This window comes from Polaribacter septentrionalilitoris, assembly GCF_009832745.1.
GTDB lineage: Bacteria > Bacteroidota > Bacteroidia > Flavobacteriales > Flavobacteriaceae > Polaribacter > Polaribacter septentrionalilitoris.
In genome coordinates this window covers 149295-168709 of sequence record NZ_VRMJ01000005.1, presented here as the reverse complement: position 1 = coordinate 168709, position 19415 = coordinate 149295, and the positions used below count along the sequence as shown (strand labels likewise).

General features: G+C 29.8%; 14 protein-coding genes. 12 read left to right on the top strand and 2 right to left on the bottom strand.

Annotation, left to right across the window (positions count from 1 at the left end):
- Positions 1 to 2: 2 nt before the first annotated feature.
- The 8 genes from FP421_RS01195 (at position 3) to FP421_RS01160 (ending at position 8016) form a co-directional block, all read left to right on the top strand.
- A complete protein-coding gene (locus FP421_RS01195) occupies positions 3 to 416 on the top strand; it encodes a YeeE/YedE thiosulfate transporter family protein (protein ID WP_159946807.1) in 414 nt (137 codons plus the stop codon).
- Positions 416 to 1408, top strand: a complete 993-nt coding sequence (gene moaA, locus FP421_RS01190) for a GTP 3',8-cyclase MoaA (protein ID WP_159946781.1) — start codon at positions 416 to 418, stop codon at positions 1406 to 1408. The genes FP421_RS01195 and moaA overlap by 1 nt, the downstream gene beginning before the upstream one ends.
- An 87-nt stretch (positions 1409 to 1495) precedes the next feature.
- A complete protein-coding gene (locus FP421_RS01185; RefSeq protein WP_159946779.1) occupies positions 1496 to 2683 on the top strand; it encodes a molybdopterin molybdotransferase MoeA in 1188 nt (395 codons plus the stop codon).
- 284 nt (positions 2684 to 2967) lie between these two features.
- Positions 2968 to 3258 carry a GIY-YIG nuclease family protein gene (locus tag FP421_RS01180; protein ID WP_159946777.1) on the top strand — a complete coding sequence of 97 codons (291 nt, stop codon included), beginning with the start codon at positions 2968 to 2970 and terminating at the stop codon, positions 3256 to 3258.
- A 130-nt stretch (positions 3259 to 3388) separates the two neighbouring features.
- A complete protein-coding gene (gene moaC, locus FP421_RS01175; RefSeq protein ID WP_159946775.1) occupies positions 3389 to 3862 on the top strand; it encodes a cyclic pyranopterin monophosphate synthase MoaC in 474 nt (157 codons plus the stop codon).
- Positions 3855 to 4961 (top strand): molybdenum cofactor guanylyltransferase, encoded by a 1107-nt coding sequence (gene mobA, locus FP421_RS01170; protein WP_159946773.1) that lies wholly within the window; start codon positions 3855 to 3857, stop codon positions 4959 to 4961. Before moaC ends, mobA begins: the two co-directional genes overlap by 8 nt.
- Before the next feature lie 182 nt (positions 4962 to 5143).
- A complete protein-coding gene (locus tag FP421_RS01165; protein WP_159946771.1) occupies positions 5144 to 6250 on the top strand; it encodes a HesA/MoeB/ThiF family protein in 1107 nt (368 codons plus the stop codon).
- Complete coding sequence (locus tag FP421_RS01160; protein WP_159946769.1) at positions 6247 to 8016, top strand: MutS-related protein; 1770 nt, start codon at positions 6247 to 6249, stop codon at positions 8014 to 8016. The genes FP421_RS01165 and FP421_RS01160 overlap by 4 nt, the downstream gene beginning before the upstream one ends.
- Here FP421_RS01160 and mfd read toward each other — a convergent pair.
- Entirely contained in the window at positions 8013 to 11360 is a 3348-nt protein-coding gene (mfd, locus tag FP421_RS01155) for a transcription-repair coupling factor (protein ID WP_159946767.1), read from the bottom strand. The genes FP421_RS01160 and mfd overlap by 4 nt on opposite strands.
- 297 nt (positions 11361 to 11657) lie before the next feature.
- On the opposite strand from mfd, the gene FP421_RS01150 reads away from it, so the two are divergent.
- Positions 11658 to 12260, top strand: coding sequence for a hypothetical protein (locus FP421_RS01150; protein WP_159946765.1), 603 nt, complete (start codon positions 11658 to 11660; stop codon positions 12258 to 12260).
- Positions 12261 to 12266: 6 nt separating this feature from the next.
- On the opposite strand, the gene FP421_RS01145 is transcribed toward FP421_RS01150, so the two are convergent.
- A complete protein-coding gene (locus FP421_RS01145) occupies positions 12267 to 14540 on the bottom strand; it encodes a TonB-dependent receptor (RefSeq protein ID WP_159946763.1) in 2274 nt (757 codons plus the stop codon).
- Positions 14541 to 14645: 105 nt separating this feature from the next.
- Here FP421_RS01145 and FP421_RS01140 point away from each other — a divergent pair, with 105 nt between their 5' ends.
- From FP421_RS01140 to FP421_RS01130, 3 genes are all read left to right on the top strand, one after another.
- Positions 14646 to 15302, top strand: coding sequence for a metal-dependent transcriptional regulator (locus FP421_RS01140; protein WP_159946761.1), 657 nt, complete (start codon positions 14646 to 14648; stop codon positions 15300 to 15302).
- Positions 15299 to 16135, top strand: coding sequence for a ZIP family metal transporter (locus FP421_RS01135; protein ID WP_159946759.1), 837 nt, complete (start codon positions 15299 to 15301; stop codon positions 16133 to 16135). The genes FP421_RS01140 and FP421_RS01135 overlap by 4 nt, the downstream gene beginning before the upstream one ends.
- Positions 16136 to 16249: 114 nt before the next feature.
- Positions 16250 to 19375, top strand: a complete 3126-nt coding sequence (locus FP421_RS01130; RefSeq protein WP_159946757.1) for a UvrD-helicase domain-containing protein — start codon at positions 16250 to 16252, stop codon at positions 19373 to 19375.
- The last annotated feature ends 40 nt before the right edge of the window (positions 19376 to 19415 follow it).

Below are 19415 nucleotides of genomic sequence, written 5' to 3'. Positions count from 1 at the left end.
TGATGAAGAACATAAAATTTTTATTATTAGGAATCTTTTTTGCAATCGTTTTAAGTAAAACACAAGCCATTTCTTGGTATCGTTTTTATGAAATGTTTCGTTTTGAATCGTTTCATATGTTTGGAATTATTGGTGGTGCAGTTGTTATATCAATGGTATTTATGCAACTATTCAAATCAGGGAAAATAAGAGATATTAAAGGAAATAAAATTTATCCAGAGCAAAAGAAAAAAGGGTTTTACAGAACTTTAATAGGAGGAACATTTTTTGGTTTAGGCTGGGGAATTTCAGGTGCTTGTGCAGCTCCAATTTTTGTGATTTTAGGATTTAAATTTTTACCTGCTCTAATTTTATTGATTGGAGCTTTGCTAGGAGCATTTATTTACGGACTTTTAAGCAAGAAATTACCTAATTAATGAGTAAATTAATAGACAATTTTGGGAGACAAATAGAATATGTTCGTCTCGCAGTTACAGATCGTTGTAATTTGCGTTGCCAATATTGTATGCCTGCTCACGGAATAGATATCGTACCAAGACAAGAGTTGCTCACCTTTAAAGAAATGTATCGCTTAATTCGTGTGTTGACAGAATTGGGCGTTAATAAAGTGCGTTTAACAGGTGGAGAACCTTTTGTGCGTAAAGATTTTGTGGGTTTTTTAGAAATGTTATCTTTCAACGATTTGTTAGATGCTATTAATATCACCACAAATGGCGCGATGATTTCTCATCATATTGATAGAATTGAGCAACTGAAAAAAGTAAAAAATATCAACTTAAGTATTGATAGTTTACAACGAGATAAATTTGCAAAAATTACTAGAAGAGATGTGTTTCCAGAAGTGTATAAAACTTTTGAATTGCTAGAAAAAAGTAACTTAAATTTAAAATTAAACGTAGTTGTACAATCAGGTTTTAATACCGATGAAATTGTAGATTTTGTAAAACTCACAAAAGATAAAAATGTAGCGGTTCGTTTTATTGAAGAAATGCCTTTTAATGGAAAAGGTCAGCGTGAAATGCAAGAAAATTGGACGTTTAAAAAAATCCTAGAAGAAATAAAAACCGAGTTTGCTGTTGAGGAAATTCAATCAGAAAAATCATCAACTTCTAGAAATTATCAAATAGAAAATCATTTAGGTACTGTAGGTATAATTCCTGCATTTACAAGAACCATTTGTAACGATTGTAACAGAATTAGAATAACATCTACAGGCACTTTTAAAAATTGTTTGTTTGATGATGGCGTTTTTAATTTACGAGATTTTATAAGAAATGGCGCAAGTAACAACGATTTAAAAGAGCTTTTCTTATCTTTAGTAAAAGAAAAACCAGAAAATGGTTTTATAGCAGAAGCAAATCGTAAAAAAGGCGATGTTTCTGAAAGTATGAGTACAATTGGAGGATAAAAAAGTGTAATCGTGTAAATGTTTAATTGTGTAAACCATAGTTTAACAATTACACGATTAAACAAATAAACAATTACACAGTAATCAATGATTTCAGTAGAAGAAGCAAAAAATATCATTTTAAACGCAACTCAAAATTTTGGAGTTGAAGAAATTCCATTTATAAAATCTGTAGGTAGAATTTTAAAAGAAGGTATTGTTGCAGATAGAGATTTTCCACCATTCAATAGAGTTTCTATGGATGGAATTGCGATTGATTTTAATGTTTTTCAAAACGGACAAAGAGCATTTAAAATTGAAGGAATTCAACCTGCTGGAAGTCCACAAATTACATTACAAAACAAAGAAAATTGTTTAGAAGTGATGACTGGTGCAGTATTGCCCAACAATACAAATGTGGTCATTAGATACGAAGATGTAGTAATCGAAAATGGAGTTGCATCAATTCAAATAGATGCTGTAAAAGACTTCCAAAATATTCATGCCAAAGGTAAAGACAGAAAGTCGGGAGACATTTTAATCAACAAAAATAAAGTTATTTCTGCAGCAGAAATTGGGGTGTTAGCAACCGTTGGCAAATCAACCATAAAAGTTGCAAAACAACCCAAAGTAATGATTATTTCTACTGGAGACGAATTGGTAGAAGTAGGTGCAAACCCTTTGCCACATCAAATTAGAAGGTCTAATGTGTTTACTTTGGTTTCTTTATTAGAGCGATTGAATATTTCCTCAGAAACAGATCATATTACAGACGATAAACACATTTTAAAACAAAAAATAGAAAACTATTTAAAACAATTTGATGTATTATTATTTAGTGGTGCAGTAAGCAAAGGAAAATTTGATTTTTTACCAGAAGTTTTTACAGAATTAGGGGTGAAAAAATTGTTTCATAAAGTAGCACAAAGACCTGGAAAACCATTTTGGTTCGGGCAAACTGAGAATTGTAAAATTTTTGCATTTCCTGGTAATCCAAATTCAACGTTTGTAAATTGTTTAGTGTATTTTTATCCATGGTATTACCAATCTGTTGGAGTAGAAGTGCAAGAAGAAACTGCCATTTTAAAAGAAGATGTTACTTTTAAACCGAATTTAACCTACTTTTTACAAGTACAATTAAGTGATAAATTCGGGCATTTATTAGCAACACCCATTCAAGGAAATGGTTCTGGAGATTTAGCAAGTTTGGTAAATGCAGATGCTTTTATTCAGTTGCCAAGTAACAAAACCGTATTCAAAAAAGGAGAGAATTATCCTGTAATTAGATATCGATAGTTTTTATAAACTAATTAACAAACTGTCAGTTCGAGTGATTTTTCTGACGAAGGAAGAAAAATAGTATCGAGAACATATTAGGAAAACATAAAACTTCTCGATACAAAATTTCTGAAAAAGAAATTTCACTCGAAGTGACATACTTTTTATCAGTAATTTAATAAAAACTGTCAGTTCGAGTGAATTTTGAGGGACGAAAAATTTGTATCGAGAACCAAAATAATTTCGATTTTTTATAGAAATTGTATCGAGAACAAATGATAATTAACCTATAAAAATCCAAAATGAAAATCTATTATGTTTACATTTTAAAATGTTCAGATAAAACTTATTACACAGGAATTACATCAAATTTAGAAAAACGATTTTTTGAACATCAACAAGGTAAACATCAAGAAAGTTATACTTACAAAAGAAGACCACTTAAATTGGTTTTTTATGCCGAATTTACAGATGTTGGTTTTGCAATTGACTGGGAAAAGAGAATAAAAAAATGGTCTAAAGCTAAAAAGGAGGCTTTAATTAATGATGAATATGAAAAACTTCCTAATTTAGCAAAGAAGAAATTTAATTAATTTATTGTCAGTTCGAGTGAATTTGTGAAGGATGAACAAATTTGTATCGAGAACTATTTCAACAACTTCTCGATACAATTTTCTCATAAAATCGAAAATCACTCGAAGTGACAAACTAAAAACTATTTAAATGAGCTTTTCACATTTAAATTCAAAAAACAACCCAAAAATGGTAAATGTTTCTGACAAGAAAATTACCAAAAGAACTGCTATAGCAAAAGCAACTATGTTTTTAGGAAAAGAGGTTATTTCTAATTTTACAAATAATGAATTAACCACCAAAAAAGGACCTGTTTTTCAAACAGCAATTATAGCAGGAATTCAAGGTGTTAAAAAAACTTCTGAATTAATTCCTATGTGTCACCCATTATTGATTAATGGTGTAGATATTGACATAAATATTACAGATGATGAATGTATAGAAGTGTTCTGTAAAGTTACTATTGAAGGAAAAACAGGAGTAGAAATGGAAGCTTTAACAGGAGCAAATATTACTTGTTTAACCATTTATGATATGTGCAAAAGCATCAGTCAACAAATGGTGATTAAAGAAGTAAAATTGATACAAAAAACGGGAGGAAAATCGGATATTAAAAATGACTAAACACAAAAAACATACAAACTTAACAAGAAGAGATAATGATAATTTTGCACCTAACGAAATTGCAATTTTAGGTACAAATTGTACTACTATTTCTAATTTAGTTAGTAAAGTTTCGCAAAAATTATCGAATTTTAAATTAGCATATTTTGATGCATCTCATGCAAAAGATGTTGAAAAAAATATTTTATCTGAATACACTTTTCATCACCAAGGAAATCTACAAATAACCACTTCTGGAAAGATAAATAAATATCAACAACGTTTAGATTTTGCACAATTTGATTATGTGTTTATCAACGGAAATCATTACCAAGGAGCAAAACAAATTCTAGTTTTAGACGAAGCTAAAGAAGCTTCTGTGTTAAAAAGATTAGAGCAATTAAATCGTATTCAGTTTATTGTAAAATTGAAAAAAGAAACTGAGTTTTTCGATTTTTTAGTTGAAAAATATCCAAACATAAAAAACAAGATTTGTTATACCATTGATCAAGTTGATCAAATAGTAAATCATATTCATAATTTGATTCAAGAAAAAATTGCCCCCATAAAAGGTTTGGTTTTGGTAGGTGGAAAAAGTACCAGAATGGGACAAGATAAATCTGAACTTAATTATTTTGGAAAACCTCAAAAAGAAGTTGCTAAAGAATTGTTAGAAAACAACAATTTAGAAACGTTTTATTCTGTTGAAAAAACAACAAATAATGTAGATGAAATTTCAGATAAATTCTATAATTTAGGTCCATTTGGCGGCATTTGTTCTGCGTTTCAAAAAGACCCAAATTCGGCTTGGTTTGTGTTGGCTACTGATGTGCCTTTTGTAAATGATGAGGTAATTCAGTTATTATTAAACCATAGAAATCCAAGCAAAGTAGCCACCGCAATTAAAGGAAAAAGTAAGGAGTTTGTAGAGCCATTAATTACTATTTACGAGCCAAAAGCATATCCTATTTTATTGCAATATTTAGCACAAGGATATTCTTGTCCACGTAAAATGCTCATCAATTCTGATGTAGAAATTGTAGAAATTGAGGATGATTTGATTAGAAATGTAAATACTCCAGAAGAGTTTGAAATGGCTAAAAAGGAGATAAATGATTGAAAACTTCTCGATGCAAAATTTCTAAAAAAGAAATTTCACTCGAAGTGACATTTTGTTTACAATTACTAAAAAGATGAGCTGTCAGTTCGAGTGATTTTTGAGATTAGCAAAATCAAAATATATTTTGATGGAAGGTAGCTAGCGAAGCTAAAAAATTGTATCGAGAACATATAAAATTAAAAATGAAACCCACAAAACCCCAACTTTTCAAACGTCAAATTACTTTATCAGAGATAGGTGAATCTGGACAAGAAAAATTACAAAACGCATCAGTTTTGGTAGTTGGTTGTGGTGGTTTGGGCAGTCCAATTGCAGTGTATTTAGCTTCTAGTGGAATTGGAAAACTCCATTTGGTAGATTTTGATACAGTAGATATTACCAATTTACACAGACAAGTTTTTTATAGTTTAGACGATGTTGGCAAACCAAAAGCAGCAGTTTTACGTACGTTTATAAAACAAAGAGCACCTTTTACTGAAGTTAGTTTTACTAATAAACCGATTACAAAAGAAAATGTATTCGATTTGATTGAAAATGTAGATGTTGTAGTTGATGGAACAGATTCTTTGCCTACAAAATATTTGTTAAACGATGCTTGCGTTGTCAAAAACAAACCTTTGGTATATGGTTCTTTGTATAAGTTTGATGGTTATGTAGCTACTTTTAATGTGTTGCAAAAAGACGGAAGTAGTTCAGCAAATTTACGAGATGCTTTTCCAGAAATGGCAACAGACATTCCTAATTGCGAAGAAGCAGGAACGTTAAACTCCATTGTGGGTTTGATTGCTACACAACAAGTAAATGAGGTTTTAAAACTGGTTACAGAAATAGGAAAACCTTTAACGAATGAATTGTTAATTTACAATTCGTTAGAAAATACACAGTTAAAAATGAAGTTAAAACCAAGTGTTTTAAAAGATAAAATTGCCAAGATTTTTAAGTTGCAAACTTATGTTGATGCTGCTTGTGTGGGTCAAAATCCTGATTGGCAAATATCATCACAAGAATTAAAAGAACGTTTATCAATACAATCAGAATCTAAAAACTTAGAAATTATTGCGGTTTTAAATAATTTAGAATTGCCTTTTCAGGTTGATAAAACCATACATATTAATAGTTTTGACGCAGAAAAAATAGCAGTAGATTTTAATAAAACTTATGTAATGGTTTGTCAAAGAGGATTTAACAGTTACAGAGCCACAGAAAGGTTAAAAAAGAAATATCCAGATTTAAAAGTACTAAATTTAACGGGTGGAATTTCTACATACAAAACGCAAGTAAGTTCATGAAAAACCCTTTAAAATTTTACTCAAAAAGACTAAAAAAACTAGAAGAAAAAGCAGTCGATTTGAAAAATAAGTCTCTAAACTTAAGTGTTTTTAGATTTGCTGTGTTTTTAGGAACTTGCTTTTTAATTTACCTCACTTTTGGGAGTTATCCAGATGTTTTTATCATTGCTTTTTTGGGAATTTTCTTGTTTTCTTTTCTGGTTGTAAAACATCTAGATTTAAAAAGGAAACGCAATATAGTTTCTAAAAAAATAGACATAAATACTACCGAAATTAAAGTTTTACATCGAGATTTTCATCACTTAGAAACAGGTAAAGAATTTATAAATTCTGCTCATTTTTATAGCAATGATATAGATTTGTTTGGTGTGGGTTCTTTTTTTCAATATCTAAATAGAACTGTAACAAAAGATGGTAAAAAAGAGTTAGCAACTCTTTTAACAGCTAATAAAACCGATAAAATTTTAGCCAAACAAGAAGTTGTAAAAGAGCTATCAAAAAAACCAAAATGGAGGCAACATTTTAATGCTATAGCTAGTTTGGTTACTGTAAAAAATACCTCTGGTTTTATTGCAAATTGGATTGTGAATTACAAACAAGTCTTACCCAATTTTTTAAACGTTTTTACAAAATTGTTTTCTGTTATTTCTGTATTGTTGATTGGTTTGGTTTCTTTTGGTTTTTTACCTTTCAATTATATGCTTGCATGGTTTTTCTTTGGATTATTTATTACAGGAAAATTTCTAAAAAAGACCAGCAATTTATATGCAGAAACAGATAAAGTTAGGGAAACATTTAAACAATATCACGAATTGTTGAATGAGATTGAAAACGAAGAGTTCACCTCAGAAATCTTACAGCAAAGGCAAAACATTATTACATCAGAAGATAAGAAAGCCTCTACAATTTTTAAAAAATTTGCTAGAATTTTAGATGCTTTTGACCAAAGAAATAACATTATAATAGCTGTTTTTGGGAATGGTTTATTTTTATCTGAAATTGCCAACGCTCACAAAGTAGAAAAGTGGATTGCAACATATAAACATACTGTAGAAAAATGGTTTGAAGTGGTTGCTTTTTTTGATACTCAAAACTCATTAGCCAATTTTCATTTTAATCATCCAAAATTTATTTTTCCAGAGATAACTGCAAAAAAACAAATCATAGAAGCTACCAATTTAGGGCATCCATTATTAAATGCAGAAAAAAGAATAGACAATAATTTTACAATTGATGCAGCACATTTTTTTATTGTTACAGGAGCAAATATGGCAGGTAAAAGCACGTTTTTAAGAACAGTTTCCCTATCAATAGTAATGGCAAATTGTGGTTTGCCAGTTTGTGCAGCAAGTTTTAAATATCATCCTATAAAATTAATTACAAGTATGAGAACTACAGATTCTTTAACAGAAGATGAGAGTTATTTTTACTCGGAATTAAAACGTTTAAAATTTATTGTTGATGAAATTGCGCAAGAAGATTACTTTATCATTTTAGATGAAATTTTAAAAGGAACCAATAGCAAAGACAAGGCAATTGGCTCTAAAAAGTTTGTAGAAAAACTATCAAAATCTAAATCTACAGGAATTATTGCAACACATGATGTAAGTTTATGCGAATTGGAAAATGAGTTTTCTAGCATACAAAATTATTATTTTGATGCAGAAATTACCAACAACGAATTACATTTTGATTACACTTTAAAAAGCGGCGTTTGTAAAAATATGAATGCTTCCTTTTTATTGAAAAAAATGGAGATTGTTTAAATTGTATTCAAAATTTCTAAAGCTTTTTTTACAGAATCTATTTTTATAAATGTAATTAGTAAACGCAATCCGTTTTTGGTTTGCTTCTCTTTCATTACGCAACTCTTGCTATTTTGTTGTACGTATTTTAACATGCTAGAAAAGGCATCTGTTTGATAAAAATCACTTTGTTGATCAGACACAAAATAGCCAATCATTCTTTTTTGTTTTAGTATAATTTTTTCTAGACCTAGCTCTTTTGCTAACCATTTTATTCTAACTGAATCAAATAAATCTTCTACCTGTGTAGGTATTTCTCCAAATCTGTCAACAATTTCGCTTTCAAAAGTTTTTAATTCTTCATTGGTTTTTAAGTCAGATAATTTTTCATACAAACTCAACCTTTCTGTAACCGAATTTACATAATCATCTGGAAACAAAATTTCAAAATCGGTATCAATTTGTACCTCTTTTACAAACTCTTTTGGCTTTGAAGTATCTATTGGATAGAGTTCTTTAAACTCATTTTCTTTCAATTCTTCGATGGCTTCTTGCAATATTTTTTGATAGGTATCAAAACCAATATCATTAATAAAACCACTTTGTTCTCCACCTAACAAATCTCCAGCACCACGTATTTCTAAATCTTTCATGGCAATGTTAATTCCACTACCTAAATCAGAAAATAAAACGAGTGCTTCTATACGTTTTCTGGCATCATCTGTCATCATATGATAAGGTGGTGTAATAAAATAACAGAACGCTTTTTTGTTAGAACGTCCAACTCTACCTCGCATTTGATGTAAATCAGATAAGCCAAAATTATTGGCATTATTAATAAAAATGGTGTTGGCATTAGGTACGTCTAAACCACTTTCTATAATGGTTGTAGAAACCAAAACGTCAAAATCTCCATTCATAAAACCGAGCATTAAATCCTCTAGTTTTTTGCCTTCCATTTGCCCATGACCAATACCAATTTTTGCAGATGGTACTAACCTTTGCAACAAACCAGCTACTTCTTTTATATTTTCTATTCTGTTATGAATAAAGAAAATTTGTCCTCCTCTTGAAATTTCGTAAGAAATAGCATCTCTAATCGTTTCTTCGCCAAAACGAATTACATGACTTTCTATAGGATGTCTGTTTGGTGGTGGAGTTTTTATAACTGATAAATCTCTGGCAGCCATTAAACTAAATTGCAAAGTTCTTGGTATGGGTGTTGCAGTTAAGGTTAAGGTATCTACATTTTCTTTTAAAGTTTTCAATTTATCTTTTACAGCAACTCCAAATTTTTGTTCTTCATCAATAATTAAAAGCCCTAAATCTTTAAATTTTATACGTTGATTTGTCAACTGATGTGTACCAATAATAATATCTACAGCACCACTATTTACACCTTCAATTGCAGCTGTTTTTTGTTTGGCAGTTCTAAATCTATTTAGATAATCTATCTTGATTGGAAAATCTTTTAAACGTTCAGAAAACGTTTTGTAATGTTGAAAAGCCAAAATAGTTGTTGGTACTAAAATGGCTACTTGTTTACCATTATCAACCGCTTTAAATGCGGCTCTTACTGCAACTTCTGTTTTACCAAAACCAACATCACCACAAACCAACCTGTCCATAGGTTGTTCTTTTTCCATATCTGTTTTTACATCTTGTGTAGCTGTAAATTGATCTGGTGTATCTTCGTACATAAAACTACCTTCTAATTCATGCTGTATATGCGTATCTGGTCCAAAAGCAAAACCTTTTTGTAGTTTTCTTTTCGCATATAATTGAATTAAATTAAACGCAACATGTTTAACTCTAGCTTTGGTTTTTTGTTTTATTTTTTTCCAAGCACCAGAACCTAATTTATAAATTTTAGGTGCTTTTCCATCCTTTCCATTAAATTTAGAAATCTTGTGCAAAGAGTGAATGCTTACATATAAAATATCACGTTCTCCATACACCAATTTTATGGCTTCTTGCTTTTTACCTTGCACATCAATTTTTTGCAAACCACCAAATTTTCCAATTCCATGATCCATGTGTGTTACGTAATCGCCAATTTCTAGTTTGTTTAATTCTTGAAGTGTGATGGCTTGTTTTTTTGCATAGCCATTTTTTAATCGGAATTTATGGTAACGTTCAAAAATTTGATGATCTGTATAACAAATCAGTTTATTATCTACATCTACAAAGCCTTGGTATAAAGGAAAAACAACAGTTTCGTAATGAACTTCTTTTTCTGAATCATCAAAGATATCATGAAAACGTTTTGCTTGTTGGTCGTTTGCACAAAAAATATAATTGGTAAAACCAGCTTTATGGTATTCTTCTAAATTGTCTATTAATAAATCAAACTTTTTGTTGAATGAGGGTTGTGGGTTTGTATTAAAATCTACAATTTTATTGGATGCTGTAACAAGTTCTGAATGCGGATTTGCATCAAAATTAACGATTGTAAAATCTTGTAACTGTTTTAAAATAAAATTACCATCGCAAAACAATTCATTGGGTTTTGCATGTTTTATTTCTTTAGATAAAGTTAAAAAAGCTTCTTCTGCTTTTTTGTAAAACTTATCTAAATTACCCGTAAGTAAAGCTTGATTTTTTACAAAAACTACAGTTTTAGAGGAAATGTATTTAAGAAAACTTTCTCTATTTTCTTCTAAAGTTTTATTTTCTACATTGGGCATTATAGAAACTTTTTTCAGTTTCTCTTTAGATAATTGTGTTTCTACATCAAAGGTTCTGATACTGTCAATTTCATCACCAAAAAACTCTATTCTATAGGGTTCGTCATTAGAAAAAGAAAACACATCTATAATACCACCTCTTACTGAAAAATCTCCAGGTTCTGTAACAAAATCTACCCGTTTAAATTTATATTCAAATAAAACTTCGTTTACAAAATCTAACGATAAATTTTCGCCAACAGTAACTTTTAAAGTGCTTTTTTCTAGTTCTTTTTTGGTAACTACTTTTTCAAACAACGCAGTTGGATAAGTAACAATTACAGCAGGTTTTTTTCTTGAGTTTATTCTATTTAAAACCTCAGAACGTAATAAAACATTGGCATTGTCTGTTTCTTCTATTTGATAAGGTCTTCTGTAAGAACCAGGGTAAAATAGCACGTTTTTATCGCCTAAAAGTTGTTCTAAATCGTTTAAATAATAGGCAGCCTCTTCTTTATCATTAAAAATTAAAAGGTAAGGTTTGTCTGCTTTTTTAAAAGTTTCTGAAATCACAAAAGACAACGAAGAACCCACCAAATTTGAAATTTGAATATGGTTTTTGTCTTCTTGTAGCTGTTGAATAATCTGCGAAACATTCGCAGATTTTTGGTATTGATTTACAATGTTCTGCGTACTCAACGTTGAAAATTTTGTCAAATATACGTATTAGAAATTGTTAAATGTGTATTGATTTTAAAACTATTTATCTCTTTAAACCAAAAATAATATGTAATACTTGTTAAATTATAAATCTGTTTTTCTTTAAATTAAGATATTATTCTAATATTGTTAAATATTTATATTTTATTTAAAATTTAAAAACTCAAAATTCTTAACATATAAAATACCTTTATCTATTTTGTTTTCTCAAAGAATACAATATATTTGTTGCTCAACAGTTTAATGATTGTTAATATTTATAATCCCCTAGCAAAAATGAAAAGAAAACTTATTTTATATTTAGTTTTTTTTCTTTTATTTGGTCTGAAATCATTCTCCCAAAATGAAGAAAAAAAATGGTTCCTCTCAATTGGTTCGTCATCTGTGTTGTACGCTAAAGAAGATGCTTCAGCAGTTGGAGGTCGATATTTTACTCAATTTCCAAGACTCTCTGGAGGGCTCTATGCTTTTAAGAATGTAACTCTTGTTGGGAGTCTATCTTTTACTTTAAATAATCCTCAGCATTATGCTTCAGTAGATGGTTCTGTAAGATATGATTTTGGTACTTCAAAAAACACAATTTCTCCATTTGTAATGATTGGTGGAAGTTTTATAAAATCTACCAGATCAAAATACCTTTTACCTACATTAAATTTTGGTGGAGGAGCCACAATTTGGATTTCTGATAAGTTAGGATTAACTGGGGAGTTCATGTATAGGTTCAATGAAGAAAGATTTCAAAGCCAAAAATCTCATACTTTTGCTTCAGCAGGAATTGTGTATCGTTTCTCATTGTTTGGAGACTCTAACTCTTCATCCTCAAGTACAAGAGTTATTAAAGATTCTAGAAGAAAACGTATTTGGGATACAAGAAATTAAAGCAAATTAAAAAACAGTATATCTTAACCCGATAAACCCTCTAATTCCTTGATTAGATGCGTAGACATACGATGGGTCAAATGTTAATGCATTTGGGTTGTTTGGTGTAGCCATTGCTTGACCATTTTGATCAAAAACAACTTGTTTGTCAAAAGGATCAAAAGAACGAGCAATACTATTTGCAGCAGGAGTAAAGTCTAATAAGTTTTTTACTCCTCCATAAATTTCCCAAGAATTGCTGAACCTTTTACTAAGCTGAATATTTTGAATACTATACCATGGGGATTCTGATGCTCTTGGATCTGTATCACTCAATAAAGGTAAACGCATTGGACCATAGATATTCCCTGTATAATCGATTTTAAAATCATTTAGAAAGGAATAAGAAATAGACCAAACCCCACTAAAGCTCTCTGTTAAAGGTTGTCTTGTTTTTATTCCGTTTTCTGTTATAGATACATCCATTAAAGTAGCTCCTGCGTTAATTGCTAAACCATTTAAAAACATGATATCTGTATTCAGAGAAATTCCTTTAGAAATAGAATGACCTTCTAAATTGGCATATATAATTTTATTAGGGTCAGTATCATAATCTGGTAAAATTCTATTGTCAAAATAAGTATAAAAAGCACTTGCATCTAAAGTAATTATTGAATTTCCTGGATAAAACTTTTTTACATAATTTAAGTTGGTATTCCAGGAAGTTTCAGGGTTTAACTCTCCATCAAACACAACTTCTCTTGCCCCAGTTAATGCTGCATGATCTTCTGTAAAAACGTTGGCAACTCTAAATCCGTTACCTATACTTATTCTAAAAATATCAGAATTATCTTTAGAATTCCATTTGTAATTTACTCTTGGAGAAAAAATACTTCCATGTAAACTGTTGTAATCCCATCTTGCTCCTAATAAAAGTTTGTTGTTTTTGTTTAAACTAATTTCATCTTGTACAAAAATTCCAGGTAAATGAGTAATAGAAGGCTGATTATTAACACCATTAGTGTCTTTAGTAGCAAAAGTGTTGTCGTCATAAAATGTATATCTGTATGCTAAGCCAAGGGTTAAATCTTGATTTTCTTTGATATTTTTATTAAAGATAAATTGTCCGAAAGCAATGAATTGATCTGCATCATAAAAATCGGTTCCATATATAGAGTTTTGATGATGTCCATTTGCGCTGAATTGAAAATTAATATTTTTTGTTGTGGGTAACTGGTAGGTTCCAAATGTTTCCCATCTATTGGTGTAAATACTTTCTCCGTAAATAACATCTGTACCTCTAAATTCTTTTTTCCAATTAGTTTCACCTCCCCATCTATCCTCGTAAACATATCTACCAGCTATTGTAAATGTCTTTCCATTCTCTCTTCTAATATCAACTTTATTAAAAATTGATATTCTATTTTGTAGAGTTAAATCTGTAAAACCATCGTTGTTATTATCAATTCTATTTTGAAAATTAAAATAATTAACTCCTAATAAACCTTGAATTTTTTCTGATAATTTGTATCGTAAACCAATATCTGTATTAATTTCGCCCCAAGAACTCCCAAAAGTATCTGTGGAAAGTGCAGGAGAATTTGAAGGTTTTCTTGTGATGATATTAATAATTCCACCAACAGCTTCAGATCCATACAAAGTAGAAGCTGGACCTTTAACAACTTCTACACGTTCTATTAAAGCTTGCGGAATTCCAGTTAAACCATAAACCGTAGAAAGTCCGCTAACAATTGGCATTCCATCAATTAAAACAAAAGTATAGGGCCCTTCTAAACCATTAATATGAATATCACCTGTATTACAAACATTACAGTTTAATTGAGGTCTTACTCCATTTACATTTTGTAGTGATTCAAAAATTGATGGAGTAGGATTCTTTTTAAAAAAAGTTTTACTATATACCTCAATAGGAACAGGACTATTGGCTTTTGTCACAGGTTTTAAAGTTCCAGAAACCACAATTTCATCTAAAGAATTACTTTCATCTAAAATAAAACTTCTACTAATTGCTTTTCCACTAGAAAACATAACTTTAACAGATTTTGTTTTAAAACCAACAGAGCTTAAGATTAATGTATATTTTCCATCAGGAATGTTCTTAATTCGATAAAAACCATTCTCATTCGTAGAGGTACCTAATTTTGTTTTTTTTAAATATATATTCACATAAGGTAGTGGTTCTCCTGCTGAGGTAACTTTACCTGAAATGCTATTTTTTTGGCTAAAAGTTGCTGATATGCCTACTGATAAAAATAATATGATTGTAAAAAAAAGTTTCATCTTAGTTTTATAATTTCGACAAATATAACTTATTTTTTAGACTTGCCTAAAAAAATATTTTGATATAAATAAAAATAGTATATTTGTCTCAGTAAAAAATAAATAATGTTTACCCTTTCTGAAGAAAATTATTTAAAAGCAATTTATCATTTAGAGTTAGATTCTGATAAAGGTATCAGTACAAATGCAATTGCAGAACAATTAGAAACCAAAGCGTCTTCTGTAACAGATATGATTAAAAAATTGTCTGAGAAAAAAGTCGTGGTTTACAAGAAATATAAAGGAGTGCATTTAACAGGTTTAGGTAAAAAAACTGCAGCAAATATTGTTCGTAAGCATAGATTATGGGAAGTTTTTTTGGTTGAAAAATTAAATTTTTCTTGGGATGAAGTGCATGATGTAGCTGAACAATTAGAACATATAAAATCACCTAAATTAATCAATCAATTAGATGTCTTGTTAGGCTTTCCTACTCATGATCCACATGGAGATCCAATTCCTGATAAAGAAGGGAATTTAAAAACAATAGAAAAAAGTTTACTATCAACCTTAGCAAAAAACGAAACCGGAATTTGTGTAGGTGTTGATGATTCTTCCTCAGAATTTTTACAGTTTTTAGATAAAAAAGGCATCACCTTAGGAAAAAAAATAACGGTTTTAGAAAAAGAAGATTTTGACGATTCCTTATCTATAAAAGTAGGAGAAGAAAAATTGTCTATCTCAAAGAAAATAGCAAACAATTTATACATAAAAAAAATATGAGTTTTTTCGATCAATTAGTCGATTTTGGTAAAGAACACCCTATTCAAGCTGCTTTATATGCATCATTATTTACTTGGGGATTAACTGCAGCAGGTGCTGCTTTAGTGTTCTTTTTTAAGAAAATGAATAGAGCCGTTTTAGACGGAATGTTGGGTTTCACTGGGGGAGTTATGGTAGCTGCAAGTTTTTGGAGCTTATTAGCACCAGCCATAGATAACAGTCCAGGTGAAGGTTTTGTAAAAGTAATTCCATCTGCTGTTGGTTTTGCTTTGGGTGCTTTGGCCTTATTTGGTATGGATAAAATTTTACCGCATTTACACATCAATTTTAAAGAAAGTGAAAAAGAGGGTGTAAAAACAGAATTACACAGGTCTACTTTATTGGTTTTGGCAATTACCCTCCACAATATTCCAGAAGGATTGGCAGTAGGAGTTTTATTTGGAGCAGCATCAACTTTGGTAGGTGTAGAGCAAACAGAGATGATTATTGCTGCAATCTCATTAGCAATTGGAATTGGAATTCAGAATTTTCCTGAAGGTTTTGCAGTAGCAATGCCTTTAAGACGTCAAGGAGTTAGTCGTTTAAAAAGTTTTTGGTATGGGCAATTATCTGCAATTGTAGAGCCTGTAGCAGCAGTTTTAGGAGCTTTAGCAGTTTCTTTCTTCACACCAATTTTACCTTACGCTTTAGCATTTGCAGCTGGAGCAATGATTTTTGTGGTAATTGAGGAAGTGGTTCCTGAAACTCAGAGAGATAAATACACAGATATTGCCACACTTGGTTTTATAGGTGGTTTTATTGTTATGATGTCTTTGGATGTTGGTTTAGGCTAAAAACACAATATGTTTTCAAAAAAAGAAAGCAGAACTTAATTTAAGTTCTGCTTTCTTTTGCTTTGACTCTTGTCTCTTGCCTCTAAAAAGATTATTTTGCAATAAAATTATTCTGTGCAAAAAACCTCGACTTTTCAAGTATATAATGCTTCTGCAGGAAGCGGAAAAACATTTACTTTAGTTAAAGAATATCTCAAGGTGTTGTTAACTTCGGAAGATGTGTACACCTTTCAAAAAGTATTGGCAATTACATTTACCAATAAAGCTGCTGGTGAGATGAAAGAAAGAGTTTTGCAGAATTTGGAGGATTTTGCTGAATTAAAAGCAAATGATTTACTCGAAATCATTTTACATGAAACAGCACTTGATAAAACTACAATTCAAGAACGAAGTACAAAGATTTTAGATGTAATTTTGCAAAATTATTCGGCATTTTCAATTACTACAATTGATAGCTTTACGCATAAAATCATCAAAAATTTTGCTTACGATTTGGGGTTATCACTCAATTTTGAAGTAGAAATGGATGCAGTTTCGTTATTAAATGAAGCAGTTGATGTATTGATTTCAAAAATAGGTACAGATAAAAAACTCACTAATTTACTGATAGATTATTCACTTGATAAAACAGATGATGATAAATCTTGGGATATTTCAAGAGATTTAAATGACTTTGCCAAAATTCTTTTAAATGAAGATGATGTAAAGCATTTTAGAGAACTAGCAAATAAGCAATTGGATGATTTTACCAATTTAAAAACCAAGCTTTTTATCAATCAAAAAGAGTTGAAAAAATCGTTTCAAAAAAATGGAAAGGATTGTTTGGATTTGATAGCTTCTAAAGATTTAGAACCAAAAGATTTTATGCGAGGAACAATTCCGAAGTTTTTTACAGATATTCATCAAAAAGACTTTAATTTTAGTTTTACAACTCGAAGTGCAACCATTGAAAAAGCAATAAAAAATCATCAATATTATTCCAAATCAACTACAGATGCAATTGCGCAAACTATAGAAAGTATTGTTCCAAAAATTGTTTCTTTTTATCAACAAGCAAAAGAAATGTACAGTCAATTTGTGTTGAATAAATTGGCATTGAAAAGTATCATTCCTTTAGCGGTTTTAAATAACATCAATCAAGAATTAGAAACGATAAAAGAAGATAATAATATCAGATTAAATGCTGAGTTCAATCAATTGATTTCTGACAATATAAAAGACCAACCAGCACCATTTATTTATGAAAGAATTGGGCAACGTTTTCAGCATTATTTTATTGATGAAATGCAAGATACTTCTGTATTACAGTGGCAGAATTTAATTCCGTTAATAGATAATGCCTTAGCACAAGAAAATGGTAATTTGTTGTTGGTGGGCGATGGTAAACAAGCCATTTACAGGTGGCGTGGAGGAAAAGCAGAACAATTTATCAATTTAGGAACTGATATAGAAAATCCGTTTTTTGTTGAAAAGAAAATCGAAACTTTAGAAACCAATTTTAGGAGTTATTCAGAAGTCATCAATTTTAACAATTCGTTTTTTCAACACACAGCCAACTTTCTGCAAAATGAATCATACAAAAACTTATTTTTACTAGGAAATCAGCAATTAGAAAATACCAAAAAAGGAGGTTATGTTGCTTTAGATTTCTTACAAAAAGAAGAAGATAAAGAGGATGAAAAAATAAAATATCCAAAGAAAGTTTTAGAGAAAATCAATGAATTAAAAGATGATTTTTCTTTGAATGAAATTTGCGTGTTGACGAGAACAAAGAAAGACGGAATTGCAATTGCCAATTATCTTTCAGAAAATGGGATTTCAATTGTGTCTTCAGAAACGTTACTGTTACAAAATAGTACTAAAATCAATTTTATCATTGATGTGTTGCAAATGATTCTAAATCCGACTGATGAAGAAACACGTTTTGAAGTCTTGTACTTCTTGCATCAGCATTTAAAAGTTAAAGAATCAAAGCATCAGTTTTGTCATCAATTTTTAAAATCAGATGCTATTTCACTTTTTACCCAGCTCAAAAACTACGGAATGTTTTTTGACATTTCAACCTTTCATCAACTGCCATTTTATGAGAAAATCGAAGAAATTATTAGAGGTTTTCAACTCATAAATACTTCTGATGCTTACATTCAATTTTTCTTAGATGTAGTTTTAGAACAGCAAAGAAAAGGAACTACTGTCTTAGATTTTCTAGAGTTTTGGCAATTAAAGAAAGATAAATTAAGTATTGTTGCTCCAGAAAGCGCCAGTGCTGTTCAAATAATGACTATTCATAAATCAAAAGGCTTAGAATTTCCTGTGGTTATTTTTCCTTGCGATGTTGAGATTTACCGTCAAATAAACCCGAAAGTTTGGTTAGATAAATTACCAAAAGATTTTGATAATTTTAAGGAGCTTTTGGTGTCTTATAATAAAGATTTGAGTTTAGTAAACGATAGAGGTTTAGAAATTTACAATCAACAAAGAGAAGAGTTAGAATTGGATAATTTCAATTTGTTATATGTAGCGTTAACAAGAGCTGTAGAACAATTACATGTTATTACCGAAAATAAAATTTCTTCTAAAGGTGATGAAAACACAAATTTTTATTCTGGTGTTTTTATCAATTATTTAAAAGAAAAAAATCTTTGGAATGATGAGGTTTTAGAATATCAATTTGGAGAAAAAATTAAAATCAGTTTAAAAGAGAATAAAGAAGCAGTTGCAGAAATTCAGCAAAATTTTATTTCAACACCTTGGCAAGAACACAATTTGGTTTTATTGGCAAGTTCCTCAAAATTATGGAATACAGAACAAGGGAAAGCCATTGATTATGGAAATTTAATTCATGAAATCTTTTCAAAAATTATCACAAAAGATGAAGTAACTAAAGTAATTTCTCAATACCATCAACAAGGAATTTTAAATGATAAACAATTTGCAGCAATTTCGAAACATGTAAATGATGTGGTAAATCATCCAGAATTAAAAGATTATTTTTCTGTTGATGAAATTGTATATAACGAAAGGGAAATTGTAGATGTTGATAATCAAGTTATCATTCCAGATCGTTTAGTTTTTAAGGATGATAAAGTTATAATTATTGATTATAAGACTGGAAATCCATCTAAAGAACATCATCAACAACTCCTAAAATACGAACAAGTTTTAAAATCAATGAATTTTGTGACTGGTAAAAAAATACTAGTTTATATCAATGATAAAATTGATATCGTTGAAGTTTAATCAATAGAAAGAAACTTTGTAACTTTGTTTTTCTTAAATC

Bases quoted from the DNA above. Each gene is read 5' to 3' on its own strand.
- FP421_RS01195 (WP_159946807.1), top strand. From the start codon at position 3: ATGAAGAACATAAAATTTTTATTATTAGGAATCTTTTTTGCAATCGTT.
- moaA (WP_159946781.1), top strand. From the start codon at position 416: ATGAGTAAATTAATAGACAATTTTGGGAGACAAATAGAATATGTTCGT.
- FP421_RS01185 (WP_159946779.1), top strand. From the start codon at position 1,496: ATGATTTCAGTAGAAGAAGCAAAAAATATCATTTTAAACGCAACTCAA.
- FP421_RS01180 (WP_159946777.1), top strand. From the start codon at position 2,968: ATGAAAATCTATTATGTTTACATTTTAAAATGTTCAGATAAAACTTAT.
- moaC (WP_159946775.1), top strand. From the start codon at position 3,389: ATGAGCTTTTCACATTTAAATTCAAAAAACAACCCAAAAATGGTAAAT.
- mobA (WP_159946773.1), top strand. From the start codon at position 3,855: ATGACTAAACACAAAAAACATACAAACTTAACAAGAAGAGATAATGAT.
- FP421_RS01165 (WP_159946771.1), top strand. From the start codon at position 5,144: ATGAAACCCACAAAACCCCAACTTTTCAAACGTCAAATTACTTTATCA.
- FP421_RS01160 (WP_159946769.1), top strand. From the start codon at position 6,247: ATGAAAAACCCTTTAAAATTTTACTCAAAAAGACTAAAAAAACTAGAA.
- FP421_RS01150 (WP_159946765.1), top strand. From the start codon at position 11,658: ATGAAAAGAAAACTTATTTTATATTTAGTTTTTTTTCTTTTATTTGGT.
- FP421_RS01145 (WP_159946763.1), bottom strand. From the start codon at position 14,540: ATGAAACTTTTTTTTACAATCATATTATTTTTATCAGTAGGCATATCA.
- FP421_RS01140 (WP_159946761.1), top strand. From the start codon at position 14,646: ATGTTTACCCTTTCTGAAGAAAATTATTTAAAAGCAATTTATCATTTA.
- FP421_RS01135 (WP_159946759.1), top strand. From the start codon at position 15,299: ATGAGTTTTTTCGATCAATTAGTCGATTTTGGTAAAGAACACCCTATT.